This is a genomic window from Cellulosimicrobium sp. KWT-B (assembly GCF_002127155.1).
Lineage (GTDB): Bacteria > Actinomycetota > Actinomycetes > Actinomycetales > Cellulomonadaceae > Cellulosimicrobium > Cellulosimicrobium funkei.
This window is the reverse complement of sequence record NZ_NEDO01000001.1, coordinates 1,331,069-1,344,594: the sequence shown is the minus strand read 5'-3', so window position 1 is coordinate 1,344,594 and position 13,526 is coordinate 1,331,069. Positions and strand designations below refer to the sequence as shown.

15 protein-coding genes are annotated in these 13,526 nt (G+C 74.8%); 6 read left to right on the top strand and 9 right to left on the bottom strand.

Features of this window, described 5'->3' with window-relative positions; all coding sequences use genetic code 11:
- Positions 1–11: 11 nt before the first annotated feature.
- From B9L22_RS05845 to B9L22_RS20450, 3 genes are read right to left on the bottom strand one after another with little or no spacing between them, the layout of a single operon-like run.
- Positions 12–731 (bottom strand): anti-sigma factor, encoded by a 720-nt coding sequence (locus B9L22_RS05845; protein WP_086149521.1) that lies wholly within the window; start codon positions 729–731, stop codon positions 12–14.
- Positions 728–1,234, bottom strand: coding sequence for a sigma-70 family RNA polymerase sigma factor (locus tag B9L22_RS20455; protein ID WP_269467723.1), 507 nt, complete (start codon positions 1,232–1,234; stop codon positions 728–730). The genes B9L22_RS05845 and B9L22_RS20455 overlap by 4 nt, the downstream gene beginning before the upstream one ends.
- A gap of 20 nt (positions 1,235–1,254) precedes the next feature.
- Positions 1,255–1,941, bottom strand: coding sequence for a YceI family protein (locus tag B9L22_RS20450; protein ID WP_233139753.1), 687 nt, complete (start codon positions 1,939–1,941; stop codon positions 1,255–1,257).
- A 235-nt stretch (positions 1,942–2,176) separates the two neighbouring features.
- Between B9L22_RS20450 and B9L22_RS05835 the strand changes: the two genes are divergently transcribed.
- The gene (locus B9L22_RS05835) at positions 2,177–2,758 is read left to right on the top strand and encodes a hypothetical protein (protein WP_086149520.1); all 582 of its coding nucleotides are present in this window, start codon (positions 2,177–2,179) and stop codon (positions 2,756–2,758) included.
- A gap of 76 nt (positions 2,759–2,834) precedes the next feature.
- Here B9L22_RS05835 and B9L22_RS05830 read toward each other — a convergent pair whose 3' ends face one another.
- The 5 genes from B9L22_RS05830 to B9L22_RS05810 form a co-directional block, all read right to left on the bottom strand.
- On the bottom strand, positions 2,835–3,248 hold the full coding sequence (locus B9L22_RS05830) for a VOC family protein (RefSeq protein WP_198947208.1): 414 nt from the start codon (positions 3,246–3,248) through the stop codon (positions 2,835–2,837).
- A gap of 3 nt (positions 3,249–3,251) precedes the next feature.
- Positions 3,252–4,034: a deoxyribonuclease IV gene (locus B9L22_RS05825; RefSeq protein WP_086149519.1), complete on the bottom strand. Its 783-nt coding sequence runs from the start codon at positions 4,032–4,034 to the stop codon at positions 3,252–3,254.
- 43 nt (positions 4,035–4,077) lie between these two features.
- Positions 4,078–4,326, bottom strand: coding sequence for a hypothetical protein (locus tag B9L22_RS05820; RefSeq protein ID WP_086149518.1), 249 nt, complete (start codon positions 4,324–4,326; stop codon positions 4,078–4,080).
- A gap of 232 nt (positions 4,327–4,558) precedes the next feature.
- Positions 4,559–5,698 carry an RDD family protein gene (locus B9L22_RS05815; protein ID WP_158097152.1) on the bottom strand — a complete coding sequence of 380 codons (1,140 nt, stop codon included), beginning with the start codon at positions 5,696–5,698 and terminating at the stop codon, positions 4,559–4,561.
- 132 nt (positions 5,699–5,830) lie between these two features.
- Positions 5,831–7,099, bottom strand: coding sequence for an MFS transporter (locus B9L22_RS05810; protein ID WP_198947207.1), 1,269 nt, complete (start codon positions 7,097–7,099; stop codon positions 5,831–5,833).
- A 66-nt stretch (positions 7,100–7,165) separates the two neighbouring features.
- Between B9L22_RS05810 and B9L22_RS05805 the strand changes: the two genes are divergently transcribed.
- A complete protein-coding gene (locus B9L22_RS05805) occupies positions 7,166–7,597 on the top strand; it encodes a MerR family transcriptional regulator (protein WP_021483088.1) in 432 nt (143 codons plus the stop codon).
- A gap of 57 nt (positions 7,598–7,654) precedes the next feature.
- Here the strand turns inward: B9L22_RS05805 and B9L22_RS05800 are convergent, their stop codons facing one another.
- A complete protein-coding gene (locus B9L22_RS05800; RefSeq protein ID WP_086149515.1) occupies positions 7,655–7,990 on the bottom strand; it encodes a YnfA family protein in 336 nt (111 codons plus the stop codon).
- A gap of 84 nt (positions 7,991–8,074) precedes the next feature.
- Here B9L22_RS05800 and B9L22_RS05795 point away from each other — a divergent pair, with 84 nt between their 5' ends.
- The 4 genes from B9L22_RS05795 (at position 8,075) to B9L22_RS05780 (ending at position 13,491) form a co-directional block, all read left to right on the top strand.
- Positions 8,075–9,091 (top strand): LacI family DNA-binding transcriptional regulator, encoded by a 1,017-nt coding sequence (locus B9L22_RS05795; protein ID WP_076403988.1) that lies wholly within the window; start codon positions 8,075–8,077, stop codon positions 9,089–9,091.
- A 332-nt stretch (positions 9,092–9,423) separates the two neighbouring features.
- The gene (locus B9L22_RS05790) at positions 9,424–11,598 is read left to right on the top strand and encodes an alpha-galactosidase (protein WP_086149514.1); all 2,175 of its coding nucleotides are present in this window, start codon (positions 9,424–9,426) and stop codon (positions 11,596–11,598) included.
- On the top strand, positions 11,595–12,530 hold the full coding sequence (locus tag B9L22_RS05785; RefSeq protein WP_086149513.1) for a carbohydrate ABC transporter permease: 936 nt from the start codon (positions 11,595–11,597) through the stop codon (positions 12,528–12,530). The genes B9L22_RS05790 and B9L22_RS05785 overlap by 4 nt, the downstream gene beginning before the upstream one ends.
- 7 nt (positions 12,531–12,537) lie before the next feature.
- Positions 12,538–13,491: a carbohydrate ABC transporter permease gene (locus B9L22_RS05780; protein WP_086149512.1), complete on the top strand. Its 954-nt coding sequence runs from the start codon at positions 12,538–12,540 to the stop codon at positions 13,489–13,491.
- The last annotated feature ends 35 nt before the right edge of the window (positions 13,492–13,526 follow it).

The window sequence follows — 13,526 nt, the reverse complement described above, 5'->3', positions numbered from 1 at the left end:
GCGGGCCGGGATCAGACGTCGGCGGCCGCGAGCGCGCCGTCGACCCCCACGACCCCGAGCTCGAGCCGCGCGATCCCGTCCACCGGCACCGCCGACGACGCACCCAGGCCCGACGAGCTCCCCGCCTCCGTCGAGGACCACGTGGCCACGACCGAGCGCGTGCCGTCGTCGTCCACGAGCACGAGCTCGTACGTCGCGCCGTCCTCCCAGACCCCGGCCGGGTACGAGCACGACCAGTCGAGGCGCGTGCCCCACGAGGCCGGCGTGAGCGTGAGCTCGGCGCGCACGTCCGCGCCGCCGACCGGCTCGAGCGCGACCTGGGTCGTGCCGGACGTCGCGGGGGGCGGGACGTCGTCGGACCGCGTCACCGCCGCGCCGCCCGCGGCGCCCGCGACGACCAGGCCCACCGCCGCCACGGACAGGAGCGACCGCCGTCGGGTGCGGCGGCGCCGGGCGCTCGCGGCCACCACCGCGAGCGGCACGACGGCGCCCCCCGCCCCGCCGGACGCCTCGGCCGGGACGTCGGTGCGCGCGTCGTCGACGAGCGCGTCCGCGTGCTCGGCCGTGAGCATGCCGAGGATGCCCGGCATGCCCGCGAGCTCCGCGACGGCCTCGCGGCACGCCGCGCATGTCGCGAGGTGCTGCTCGAACGCGCGCCGGTCGCGCGGGCTGAGCGAGCCCAGCACGTAGGCGGCGTCCCACTCGCGGTACGGGTCCGGGGTGGCGGTCATGACGAGACTCCCTTCTCCTGCAGCGCGAGCCTCAGCGCGCGGAGCGCGTAGTGCATGCGGGACTTCACCGTCCCGGGCGGGACACCGTGCGCCGACGCCATCTCGGCCACGGAGCGCCCGTGGTAGTACGCGTCGACGACGACCGCCCGGTGCTCGGGCGAGAGCGAGACCAGCGCGTCCGCGACGAGCCACGCGTCGAGCACGGCCTGGGTCGCGTCGGCCTCGCCGCGGTCGGGCACGTCGGCGCTCGCGAGCTCGCGGCGGTGGTGCGCGCTGCGCAGCTCGTCGACGACGAGGTTGCGCGCCACCGTGAAGAGCCACGCGCGCACCGAGCCCTCCGGTCGCTCCAGCACCTCGGGGTGGCGCCACGCGCGCAGCAACGTCTCCTGCACCACGTCCTGCGCCTGCGCCGGGTCGTCGGTGAGGCGCGCGACGTAGCGCTCCAGCGCCGGCCCGTGCGCGGCGTGGACCGCCCGCAGCAGGTCGTCGGCGTCGGCGCGCACGCGCGGCACCTCCCCGTCGGTCACGACCCGGCCGACCGCACGAGGTCGAGGCCGAACTCGACGCTGCCCGCGTCGTCGACCGTGACGAACCCGAGGCTCGGCGCCTCCACGTCGAAGTCGGAGAACGTGATCGGCACGCTCCCGACGACCTGGACGCCGTCGGTGGTCGGGCCGACCTGCGCCTCGACCGTGACGGCCTGCGTCACGCCGTGGATCGTCAGGTCGCCCGCGAGCTCGACGTCGCCCGACCCGGTCGGCAGGTCCACGGGGCTCGTCAGCTCGAACGTCGCGGTCGGGTACGTCCCGACCTCGAGCGCGTCGCCCCGGAAGTACGCGTCGCGCGGCGGCTCGTCGGTCGCGACGCTCGCCATGTCGACCTCGATCGACGCCGCGGTGAGCGCGCCGTCCGCGACGGTGAACGACCCCGTGACCTCGTCGGTCCGGCCGGTCACCGTGACGTCCTCGCCCTGCAGCACCTCGTGCACGCGGTACCCCGCGTACGAGCCGTCCCCGACCGTCCACGCACCGGCCAGGTCCGCCGGGTCGAGCGTGGCGCCGTCGCCCGACGACGCGTCGAGCGTCGGCTCCTCGGCCGCCGCGCGGTTGGACCAGTCCGCGTACAGGCCCGGGCCGAACGCGACGGCCGCACCGCCGAGCACCACGACACCGACCCCGACCCCCACGAGCACCTTCGTCCTCCTGCGCACGTCTGCCCCTTCCGATCATCCTCTGCGACTCCGTCACCTGGGAGACGAGGCAGCGGCCCGATCGGTTCACCCGGCCCCCGTCGACGGTGCGCGGCCGGCGGTCGGACGGGCCGTCGGACGGGCGTGCGGCGTGCGGACCGACGCGCGGGCGGGCCGGTGAACCTCGCGGCGCGCCGCGCCGTCGTGAGAGTAGGGGCCGTGCTCGCGACCCCGACCGTCCTTCCGAGGAGTCGACATGCGACGCACCCTGACTACCGGTGTCCCGGCCGCCACCACCTGGGCGGTCACCGCCCTGCTCGCCGCCACCCTCGCCGGGTGCTCCGGCGGGGGAGGCGGTCTGTACGGGGGTGGTGGCTCCAGCCCGTCGGGATCGAGCACGGGCAGCTCGACCACCGACGGCTCGACCTCCGACGGCTCGGCGGGCGGCGGCTCCTCGGACGTCGCGCTCGGCACGGCGGACTCCTCGCTCGGGACCGTCGTGGTCGACGGCCAGGGCATGACCGTCTACTACTACGACAAGGACACGAAGGGCTCGGGCACGAGCGCGTGCGAGGGCGAGTGCGCCGCCGCGTGGCCCGCCGTCCACGCGGCGAGCGCGGACCCCGAGGTCGACGGCGTGACGGGCGAGGTCGGCACCATCACCGGGGTCGACGGCGAGCTCCAGGTCACCGTCGACGGCCGCCCGGTCTACACGTACGCGGCCGACACCGGCCCCGGCGACGTCACCGGCCAGGGCGTGAACGGCGTCTGGCACGTCGTGGCGCCCGACGGGACCGAGATCATGGACGCGGCCCCCGCCGCCGGGTCGGGCTACTGACCGGTGCGCCGGCCGGTCGCGCGCGGGCTGGTCCTGCGGGGACCGGCCTCGCGCCGGGCGGCCCTGCACCGGCCGCTCACGGGTGGTCGAGCGGCGGCGAGCACAGGCAGAACGGGTGGCCCTCCGGGTCCGCGTAGACGCGGAACAGGTCGTCGGGGTGGCCCTCGTCCTCCGGCGTGCCCGTGAGCGGGCGCGCGCCGCAGGCGAGCGCGTGCTCGTGCGCCGCGTCGAGGTCGGGGACGTCGAGGTCGACGTGCACGCGCGCCCCGCCGGGCCAGGGTCGCACCTCGGCGTCGGACCGCTGGAACGCGAGGCGCGACGCGCCGCCCGGGACCTGGAGCGAGAGCCAGTCGTCGCCCGCCGGGTCGGCGACCTCGTGGCCCGGCGTGTACGCCCAGCCGGTCAGGCGCCGGTAGAACTCCGCGAGCGCGCGCGGGTCGCGCGCGTCGACGGTGACGTTGCGGAGCCGCAGCGGGCGCGGGTCTCCCACGGCTCAGCCGACCTGCTCGCGCAGCCACGCGACGTCGGCCGGGACGTCGGCGTGCGTCTCGCAGACGACCGACGTGCCCGCCGCGCGCACGACCCCGAGCAGGAGCTCCGGGTCGATCGTCCCGCCCGTGAGGCCGGCGTGGCGGTCGGCGCCGGAGCCCGCGGTGTCGCGGCTGTTGTTGAGGTGGACGAGGTCGACGCGGCCGGTGATCGCGCGCACGTCGTCGACCGCCATCGTGAGGTCGATGCCGCCCGCCCACGCGTGGCACGTGTCGAGGCAGAACCCGACGTTCTCGGCGCCGTCGGCCTGCTGCACGGCCGCCCACAGGCCCTCGATGCGGTCGAGGCGGCGGGCCATCGAAAAGTCGCCGCCGGCGGTGTTCTCGATGTACACGGTGACGTCCGTCTGGAGCGCGTCGATCGCCTTGCGCCAGTTGTCGAAGCCCTTCGCCGGGTCCTCCTTCGCGGTGACGTGCCCGCCGTGGACCACGACGCCCGTCGCGCCGACCGCCGCCGCGCCGTCCACGATCTGCTGGAGCAGCTTGCGGCTCGGGATGCGGATGCGGTTGTTGGGGCTCGCGACGTTGATGACGTACGGCGCGTGCACGACGAGCTCGAGGTCCGCCGCCGCGGCGGCGTCCTTCAGGGCCTCCGCGCCGCCCGGGAACGTGAACTCCGGTCCCTTCCAGGACTGGGGGTCGCCGAGGAAGATCTGGGCGACGTCCGCGCCGATGCTCGCTGCCTGCGCGATGACGTCCGACTGGTCGAGGTGGGCTCCGATCCGCATGGGGACCAACCTACGCGGCGCCGCCCACGCGCGCGGCCGCTCGTCACCAGCCGGTCGAGCTCCTCCGGATGACGTCACGGCGCAGGTCGAGCAGCGCCGCGCGGGCGCGCCGACGGCGGTCGGTCGGGTCGACCGTCAGCTCGTCGCCGGGGTTCGCCCGACGCCGCGGCTCGCCGTGGACGTTGAGGTCGGGCGCGGCGCCGTGGTCGGCTGCGCGGTGCGCCGTCGTGGTCGTCGGGCCGGCCGACGTCGGGGCGGACGGTGCGGAGAAGAGCGGGCGGTTGTCCGGCACGGGAGCCTCCTCGGGGACTCCGTCGCGCGGGGCGGCGGAGGGTCGGGACGATGCTGGTGCGCCGGGCTCGCCGCCCGGCGCCCCCTCATCGTGCGACCGCGACGTTTCCCCCGGTCGTCCTGGACGTTTCGGCGATGTTGCGGTCCCACCCGGCCGTCGAGCACGGGGTTCCCGACCGCCCGAGCCCGATCCCGGTCGCCGACCCCGTGCTCGACGGCAGCGGGGGGCCGGGTCAGGAGGGGGCGCGGGCTCCGCAGGTGGCGATGGTCTGCGGTCCCTCTTCGCCGTCGACCACCACCGAGGCCTCCCAGCGCCAGGCCGCCGGCAGGAGGTCGACCGTCCCCGCCGGCACGTGGACCGCGTCGAGGCCGGAGCCCGGCGACGTGGGCTCGACCGACTCCCACGCTGGCCCGTCATCCGGCGTCTGCTCCACGCGGAAGGACGACCGGAACTCGCCCAGCTCGTCGCCCTGCCACGTCGTGAGGCGCAGGACGAGCGCGCCGTCCAGCGGCCCGTCGAGCGTCGTCCCCGGGGCGACGTCGACGGTGAACGCCGCCTCGAGGCCCGCCTCCTCGCCGGCCCAGGCGGGGAGCGGGTCCGTGCGGGTCACGCCCCAGCGGGTCACGGTGCCCGCCTCCGACCAGCCGGACACGTCGATGTTGCTGACCGTCAGCGGAGACCCGGCGGCCACCTCGGGCGTGCACGACTGCATCTCCGGGTCGCCGGTGGTGGACGTGGCGGGCCCGAGCATGAAGACGGCGCTGCCCGCCGCGAGGACCGTCGCCGCGCCGGTCACGACGCGCGACGGCGTCGGGCCGCCGAGACCGGTGCCCGGGCCGAGGAACGGGACGGGCGGTCGGACGCGCCGGAGCACGACGGTGCTGCACAGCGAGTCGGCGAACGTGCGGCGCTGCGCGTTCCACAGGGGGCGGAGGAAGCCGATGTAGAGCAGCGCGTCGAGGATGTGCGCCACGCTCCGCAGGACCGTGCGCACGAGGCCCGCGGGGCGACCCGTGGTGTCGTGCACGACGACGATCCCCACCGTCCGCTTGCCGGGGGTCGCGCCCGTCCAGGCCTGGAGGGCGAGGAGCGCGGCCGCGGTGCCGAAGGCCCACCAGCCCCCGCCGGGCACCGGTGCCTCCGTGCTCACGCCGAAGCTGATCGTCGGGATCCAGGCGACCTCGTAGGCCGGCCCGACGGCGAGGAACAGCACCGTCGCGGCGATCGCGGTGTCGAGCAGCGACGCGACGACCCGGCGCGACCAGCTCGCGTAGGGGCCGTGCGCGGGTTCGAGCTCCGGCAGCGTGTCGTCGAGGTCTCCGGCTCCGACGGCGTGCGTCGGCCCCCTGCCGGTCGGGGCGTCGATGGCCACGCGCGCATCCTGGCACAGCGCGCCCCCGGTGACCACGCCCTCCCGCCGAGCACGACGTTCCCGGCGTTCTCGTGGCGAGGACGCCGGGAACCTCGTGCTCGACGCGGAGCGTCCTCGTGCTCGGCGGCCGTCTCAGCGGAAGGAGTGCCGCCGACCCAGGGCGACGGTCGCGAGCACCGGGACCATGAGCGCGAGGGAGACCCACGGGAGGCCGCCCGGTCCCGCGACGGCGAGCGCCGCGCCGCCGACGGCACCGCCGAGCGCGACGGACGTGTTCCACACGGTGACGAGCGCGGACTGCGCGACGTCGGCGCCGTCGCCCGCGGCCCGGGCGGCGGCGGTCGTGTAGAGCGTCCCTGCGCCGCCGAACGCGGCACCCCAGGCGGCGACGGCGAGCACGACGACGACGGTCGACGTCGGGGCGAGGCCGAGCACGAGCATCGCGAGGGCGAAGACGACGACCGACCCGAGGGTGAGGGCGCGCAGGCGGTGGTCGATGAGCGCCCCGACGAGCACGAGCGCCCCGGCGGACGCGGCGCCGAGGACGAGGAGCAGCGCGCTGGTGCGCGAGCCCTGGCCGAGGTGCGCGAGGTGGACCGCGACGTACGTGTACAGGGACGTGTTGGCGAGCACGTTGAGCCCGGCGACGAGCAGCACCGGCCGCAGGCCGGGGCGGGGGAGGACGGCGCGGATCGCGAGCTGCGCGCCGCGCGGGGTGCCCGCCGCGCCGGGGACGCCGAGCCGGATCCAGGAGAGCAGCGCGACCCCGACGACGGAGAGGACACCGAACGTCCAGCGCCACCCGACGGCGGCGCCCAGCACGGCCCCGGCGGGGACGCCGAGCGTCAGGGCGAGCGGACCCCCGGCCATGGCGATCGTCATCGCGCGGCCGACGCGGTCCGCGGGCACGATCCGGCGCACGTACCCGGGCAGGAGCGCCCACGTCAGCCCGGCGACGAGCCCCGCGGCGAAGCGCGCGACGAGCGTCAGCGCGAACGACGACGACACCGCGGTGACGGTGTTCGCGACGACGAACCCCGCGACCGCCACGAGCAGCAGCGTGCGGCGGTCCCACCGCGCGGTGGCGCGCGTGAGCGGGATCGCGGCGACGATCGCCCCGACGGCGAACGCGGTGACGGTCTGCCCGGCCGCGCCCGCCCCGACGCCGAGGTCGGCGGCCATGGCGGGCAGCACGCCCGCGGGGAGGATCTCGGTGAGGAGCGTGAGGAACCCCGACGCCGCGAGCGCGAGGAGCGCGGCGACGGGCAGGCGGCCGGGGGTCACCGGGGTCATCGGGGTCGCCGGGGTGTCGGCCGAGGCGGGGCGCGGGACGGCGGCCGAGACGGGGCCCGGGACGGCGGCGGCCGTGGGGCCGGTGGTGGGTGTGCTCGTCGTGGACATGGGGTTAGCATCGATGTCTGACATTGATGTGAAGGTCAAGCGACACGACCCGGTGAGGAGGATCACGTGCGGATCGGCGAGCTGTCCCGGCGCACCGGGACCCCGACGCGACTCCTGCGGTACTACGAGGAGCAGGGCCTGTTCACGCCCGAGCGGGCAGAGAACGGCTACCGCGAGTACGGCGAGCACCTCGTCGACCGCGTGCTGCAGATCCGCGGGCTCCTCGAGGTGGGGTTCACGACGAAGATCATCAAGGAGTTCCTGCCGTGCCTCGGCAACGCGCCGGAGATCCACCTGCACAACGCCTACCCGGACAAGATCGCGCTCCTCGAGACCGAGCTCGCGCGCCTGGAGGACCGCATCCGCATCCTCGAGAAGAACCGCGAGGCGATCGCCGACTATCTCGACCGCATCCGCCCGTTCGCCCAGCGCCCGGAGGACCGCGTCGCCGGGAGCGCCTCGTCGAGCACGACGTTGCTGTCGTCGTCCGCCGGATAGCGACGGCGACGTCGTGCTCGGCGGGGGATGGGCAGGGGCGTGGACGGGGGGCCTCGGTCACTCGGGGCGTGGGGCGTACATGATGACGGCGACGCCGGCGAGGCACAGCAGTGCGCCGGCCACGTCCCAGCGGTCCGGGCGGAAGCCGTCCACGACCATGCCCCACGCGAGCGAGCCGGCGACGAACACCCCGCCGTACGCGGCGAGGATGCGCCCGAAGTTCGCGTCCGGCTGGAGCGTCGCGACGACGCCGTAGAGCCCGAGCGCGACGACGCCCGCCCCGATCCACAGCCAGCCCCGGTGCTCGCGCAGCCCTTGCCACACGAGCCATGCCCCGCCGATCTCCAGCACCGCGGCGAGCACGAACAGCGGGATCGAGCGCGCGAGGTCCATGCGCGCCAGCGTAGGGGGAGTGCGTGCGCCGTGGCGGTGTCCTTTCGTGCAAACGTAGGTCGGGATTCGGCGTAGCCTTCCGGGGTGACGACTCCCAGACACCAGCCGCCCGTGCTCTCCGACGTGGCTGAGCTCGCCGGGGTGAGCGTCTCGACGGTGTCGCGCGTCCTCACCGGACGTACCCCGGTGAGCCCGAGGCTGCGGGACAAGGTGCAGGCCGCCGTCTCGCAGCTCGGCTACCGCCCCAACGCCGCTGCGCAGACGCTCGTCAGCGGGCGGAGGTCGACGGTCGCGGTGCTCGCGCGCAACACGCTGCGCTACGGCTACGCCGCCACGCTCCAGGGGATCGAGGAGGCGGCACGCGCCGCGGGCTACGTCGTCTCGATCGCCGTCGTGGAGTCGGAGGCCCCCCGCGACCTGGGCCGCGCGGTCGACCTCGTCCTGTCGCAGTCGCTCGCCGGGGCGATCGTGGTCGAGTTCGACTCGCTCGGCGTGCGCACGCTCGAGGCGCTGCCGGAGGCGCTGCCCGTCGTGGCGGCCGCGGGTGCGCGACGCCGGCAGGGGCCGCGACCGCACGCGTTCCTCGACGACCAGGCGGGCGGCGAGGAGGCGACGCGCTACCTCCTGGGCCTGGGGCACCGCACCGTGCACCACGTCGCGATCCCCGCGACCCGGCCGCGCAGCGGGCGCAGCTGGGGGTGGCGACGCGCGCTGGAGGCGGCCGGGGTCGAGCGGCCGGACGTCGTCCAGGCGAGCTACGACCCCGACTCCGGCTACGAGGCGGGGCTGCGACTGGCCGACGACCCCGACGTCACCGCGGTCCTGTGCGGCAACGACGAGCTCGCGATCGGCGTCATGCGGGCGCTGGCCGAGCGCGGGCGTCGCGTCCCGGAGGACGTCAGCGTGGTCGGGTTCGACGACCAGCCGTTCGCGCGCATGTGGAGCCCGCCGCTGACGACGGTCGCCCAGGACTTCGTCGACCTCGGACGGCGCACCTTCGGGATGCTGGCGCGCTGGGTCGAGACGGGCGAGCCGCCGGAGGACAGCGCGACCCGGCCCACGCTCGTCGTCCGGGAGAGCGCCGCGCCGCCGCGCGCCTGACCCCACGCCCCGGAGCGCCCGATGTCGCGCGCGTGACACCCCTGCGCGCGTGACACCCCCGCGCGCCTGACACCCCTGCGCGCCTGAGACCCCGCGCGCCTGACGTGCTCCCGGGCCGCTCGGTCTGGCGCACCCGTCCCCGACGGCGCGGCCCGACGTGTCTGCCCCCGGCCCGAGGCCTTCTCTCGCGTCGCGACCACGCCGATGGGTCGTCGCCATTCTGACCGACGTTTGCAGAACCCCGGATGTGTGCGCTAACTTCTGACCAACGTTTGCAGGACCCGCACCGGTGCGGGGCGACGAGGGAGTGCGCGTACGTGGTGAGCACAACGATGGCCGAGGACGTCCGTGACGCGGGCGGGACCCCCGTCTGGCCCCGGGTGGTGCGTCTGGCGGCGGCGGGTGCCGCCGTCGTCCTGCTGCTCCCCGAGGACGGTCTGCCCGAGGTCCTGCACTGGGGCTCCGACATCGGCGAGAGCCGGCAGGACCTCGAGGCCCTCGAGCGCGCGACCCGCCCCGTCCTCGCGACGAACGGCGTCGACCAGGGCGTCCGCGTCTCGCTGCTGCCCGAGTCCTGGACCGGGTGGACGGGCACGCCGGGACTCGCGGGGCACCGCGCGGGCGCGAGCTGGTCGCCGCGGTTCCGCCCGGTCCGGATCGACGTCGACCAGCGTCGGGACGGCGGTGCGGTCGTCGTCGAGGCGCGCGACGCGGACGCGGGGCTGCGCCTCGGGCTGGAGCTGGAGATGCTGCCCTCCGGGCTGCTCCGCCTCCGCGGCCGCGTCACCAACGTCGCCGCCCGGCCCTACGCGCTCGAGGGTCTGCGGCTCGCCCTGCCCGTCCCCACGACGGCGGACGAGCTCCTCGACCTCGCCGGTCGCTGGGCCAAGGAGCGGGTCCCGCAGCGGTCCTCCTTCGTCGTCGGCTCCCACGTCCGCGAGGGCCGGCACGGCCGGACCGGCGCGGACGCCGCGACCGTGCTCGTCGCGGGGGAGCCCGGTTTCGGGTTCGACGCCGGGGAGGCGTGGGGAGTCCACGTCGCGTTCAGCGGCAACCACGTCGTCTCCGCAGAGCGGACCTTCGACGGGCGTCGGCTCCTCCTCGGGGGCGAGCTGCTGCTCCCCGGCGAGGTCGAGCTCGCTCCGGAGGAGTCGTACACGGGCCCCTGGCTCTACGCGAGCCACGCTGACGGTCTCGACGCGCTCGCCGCGCGCTTCCACGACCACCTCCGCGCACGGCCCGGGCACCCGCGCACCCCGCGGCCGGTCGTCATGAACGTGTGGGAGGCCGTGTACTTCGACCACGACCTCGACCGGCTCAAGGAGCTCGCCGACCTCGCGGCCGAGGTGGGGACCGAGCGGTTCGTCCTCGACGACGGGTGGTTCGGCGGGCGTCGGGACGACGCCACGGGCCTCGGCGACTGGACCGTGTCCGACGACGTCTGGGGAGAGGGGCGCTTCGCCGACCTCGTCCGGCACGTCAAGGGGCGCGGGATGGAGTTCGGCCTCTGGTTCGAGCCCGAGATGGTGAACCTCGACTCCGACCTCGCGCGGCGGCACCCCGAGTGGATCCTCCAGGTGGAGGGACGGCTCCCCGTCGAGGCGCGGCACCAGCAGGTGCTCGACCTCTCGCACCCGGGCGCGTACGAGCACGTGCTGTCGAGCATCGTCGCGATCGTCCGCGAGCACGGTGTCGACTTCATCAAGTGGGACCACAACCGCGACCTCGTCGACGCGGGCTCGACGCGCACCGGTCGGGCGGGGGTCCACGAGCAGACCCTCGCGACGTACCGCCTCCTCGACGAGGTCCGCGCACGGTGCCCGGGGCTCGAGATCGAGTCCTGCTCGTCCGGCGGAGCGCGCGTCGACCTCGGGATCCTCGAGCGGACCGACCGGGTCTGGGCGTCGGACTGCATCGACGCCCACGAGCGGCAGCAGATCCAGCGCTGGACGGCGCAGCTCCTCCCGCCCGAGCTGGTCGGCAGCCACGTGGGGGCAGACCGGGCGCACACGACCGGGCGCCGGCTCGACCTGTCGTTCCGCGCGGCGACGGCGCTCTTCGGCCACTTCGGGATCGAGTGGGACCTCTCGGAGGCCACCGAGGCGGAGCGGCGCGAGCTCGCCGACTGGGTCGAGCACTACAAGCAGGTGCGCCACCTCGTGCACACGGGCCGCGTGGTGCGCCGGTCGCTGGAGGGGGGTGACCTGTGGCTGCACGGCGCGGTGAGCCCGGACCGCACGGAGGCGCTGTACGGGATCACGCTGCGCGAGCGCCACGTGACGTGGCCCGCGGGGCGCGTGCAGCTCCCCGGTCTCGACCCCGACGCGACCTACGTCGTCCGTCCGTCCGGGCCGTCGGTGGTCCGCGCCGACGACCCGCGGTCGGCGCCCGCGTGGTGGGCGGGCGGGCTCCGGCTGAGCGGAGCGGCCCTCGGGTCCGTCGGGCTGAGCGTCCCCGCGCTCGACCCGGACCAGGCGGTGCTGATCCACGTGGAGGTGGAGCGATGACCACGCAGGTGACGGGTGCGCGGCGGGCGGCCGCCCCTCCGACGGCGCGACGCCGGTCGCAGGAGCTGCGGAACCTGCCGGCGGCCCTGCTGTTCGTGCTGCCCGCCGGGATCGGGTTCGTCGTGTTCTTCCTGTGGCCGACGCTCCGGGGGATCTGGCTGAGCCTCACCGACTCGACCGCCTTCAACACCGGCGGGTTCGTGGGGCTCGAGAACTACCAGCGGATGGTCGCGGACCCGGTGTTCTGGAACGCCTTCAAGGTGACCGTCTGGTACGTGCTGCTCAACATCGGCCTCCAGACGGTGCTCGCGGTGGTGGTGGCGGTCCTCATGCACCGGCTCACGCGGTCCTTGGTGGTCCGCGGCATCATCCTCACGCCCTACCTCGTGTCCAACGTCGTCGCGGCGATGCTCTTCCTCATGCTGCTCGACTACCAGCTCGGCTTCGTCAACGAGCTGGTCGAGTCGCTCGGCGGCGACCGCATCATGTTCTTCGGCGACCAGTCGCTCGTGATCCCGACGATCGCCCTCGTCAACGTGTGGCGCCATCTCGGCTACACGGCGCTCCTGCTGTTCGCGGGCCTCCAGACGATCCCCGAGAACCTCTACGAGGCGGGCCGCGTCGACGGCGCGTCCGAGCTGCGCATGTTCCGGTCGATCACGATGCCGCTGCTGCGCCCGTACCTGGGCCTCGTGCTCATCGTGACGATGATCGGCTCGTTCCAGGTGTTCGACACCGTCTCCGTCGCGACCCAGGGCGGGCCGGCGAACGCCTCGAACGTCATCCAGTACTACATCTACGAGGTCGCCTTCAGCCGCGGGTACGACTTCGGGTACGCGTCGGCCATGTCGGTCGCGCTGCTCGTGGTGCTCGCCGCGATCGCGGTCGTCCAGTTCCGGCTCACCCGGGCGAACCAGAACGACATGGCGTGAGGTACCGATGACCACCACAGCTCCCGCTCCCGTCGCCACGCCGACCGGACCTGCCCACCCCGAGCCGGCACCCCGTCGGCGCCGACGTCGCACCACGCCGGGCCGGGTCCTCGGCTGGGCCGTCCTCACGCTCCTCCTGGTCGTGACGCTCTTCCCCTTCTACTGGATGCTCCGCACCGCGCTGTCCACGAACGCCGCGCTGCCGGGAGGAGCGGCCGACCCGCTGCCGGTCGGGTTCAGCGGGGAGGGCTTCCGCCGCGCGCTCGGGCTCGCCACCGCGCAGGAGTCGCTCGCGGACGGCGGGTCCGGCGCCTCGATGGACTTCCCGCGCTACCTGGTGAACTCCGTCGTGGTCGCGACGCTCGTCACCGTGTGCCAGGTGTTCTTCTCGGCGATGGCGGCGTACGCGTTCGCGCGGCTGCGCTGGCCGGGGCGCGACGCCGTCTACGCGGTCTTCCTCGCCGGCCTGATGGTCCCGACCATCTTCACGCTGCTGCCGAACTTCCTGCTCGTGCGCGACCTCGGACTGCTCGACACGCTGCCCGGCATCGCGCTCCCCACGATGCTCATGACGCCGTTCGCGGTGTTCTTCCTCCGCCAGTTCTTCGCCGGGATCAGCTTCGAGATCGAGGAGGCGGCAAAGCTCGACGGCGCGGGCCGGTTCCGGACGTTCTTCACCATCGTGCTGCCCATGGCGTCGCCCGCCGTGGTGACGCTCGCGGTCCTCACGTACATCACGGCCTGGAACGACTACCTGTGGCCCCTGCTCGTGAGCCAGTCCGACGACTCACGAGTCCTGACCCTCGCGCTCGGGATCTTCCGGGCGCAGTCCCCCCAGGCGTCCCCGGACTGGGCGGGGCTGATGGCGGCGACGCTGCTCGCAGCGCTGCCGATGCTCCTGCTCTTCCTCGCCTTCGCGAAGAGGATCGTCAACTCGATCGGCTTCACCGGGATCAAGTAGCCGCTCGGCACCAGGGGGCACGGGCCGGCGGCCGT

Excerpts from the sequence above, each read along its gene's own strand:
- B9L22_RS05845 (WP_086149521.1), bottom strand. The coding sequence starts at position 731 with ATGACCGCCACCCCGGACCCGTACCGCGAGTGGGACGCCGCCTACGTG.
- B9L22_RS05835 (WP_086149520.1), top strand. The coding sequence starts at position 2,177 with ATGCGACGCACCCTGACTACCGGTGTCCCGGCCGCCACCACCTGGGCG.
- B9L22_RS05825 (WP_086149519.1), bottom strand. The coding sequence starts at position 4,034 with ATGCGGATCGGAGCCCACCTCGACCAGTCGGACGTCATCGCGCAGGCA.
- B9L22_RS05810 (WP_198947207.1), bottom strand. The coding sequence starts at position 7,099 with ATGTCCACGACGAGCACACCCACCACCGGCCCCACGGCCGCCGCCGTC.
- B9L22_RS05800 (WP_086149515.1), bottom strand. The coding sequence starts at position 7,990 with ATGGACCTCGCGCGCTCGATCCCGCTGTTCGTGCTCGCCGCGGTGCTG.
- B9L22_RS05790 (WP_086149514.1), top strand. The coding sequence starts at position 9,424 with ATGGCCGAGGACGTCCGTGACGCGGGCGGGACCCCCGTCTGGCCCCGG.
- B9L22_RS05785 (WP_086149513.1), top strand. The coding sequence starts at position 11,595 with ATGACCACGCAGGTGACGGGTGCGCGGCGGGCGGCCGCCCCTCCGACG.
- B9L22_RS05780 (WP_086149512.1), top strand. The coding sequence starts at position 12,538 with ATGACCACCACAGCTCCCGCTCCCGTCGCCACGCCGACCGGACCTGCC.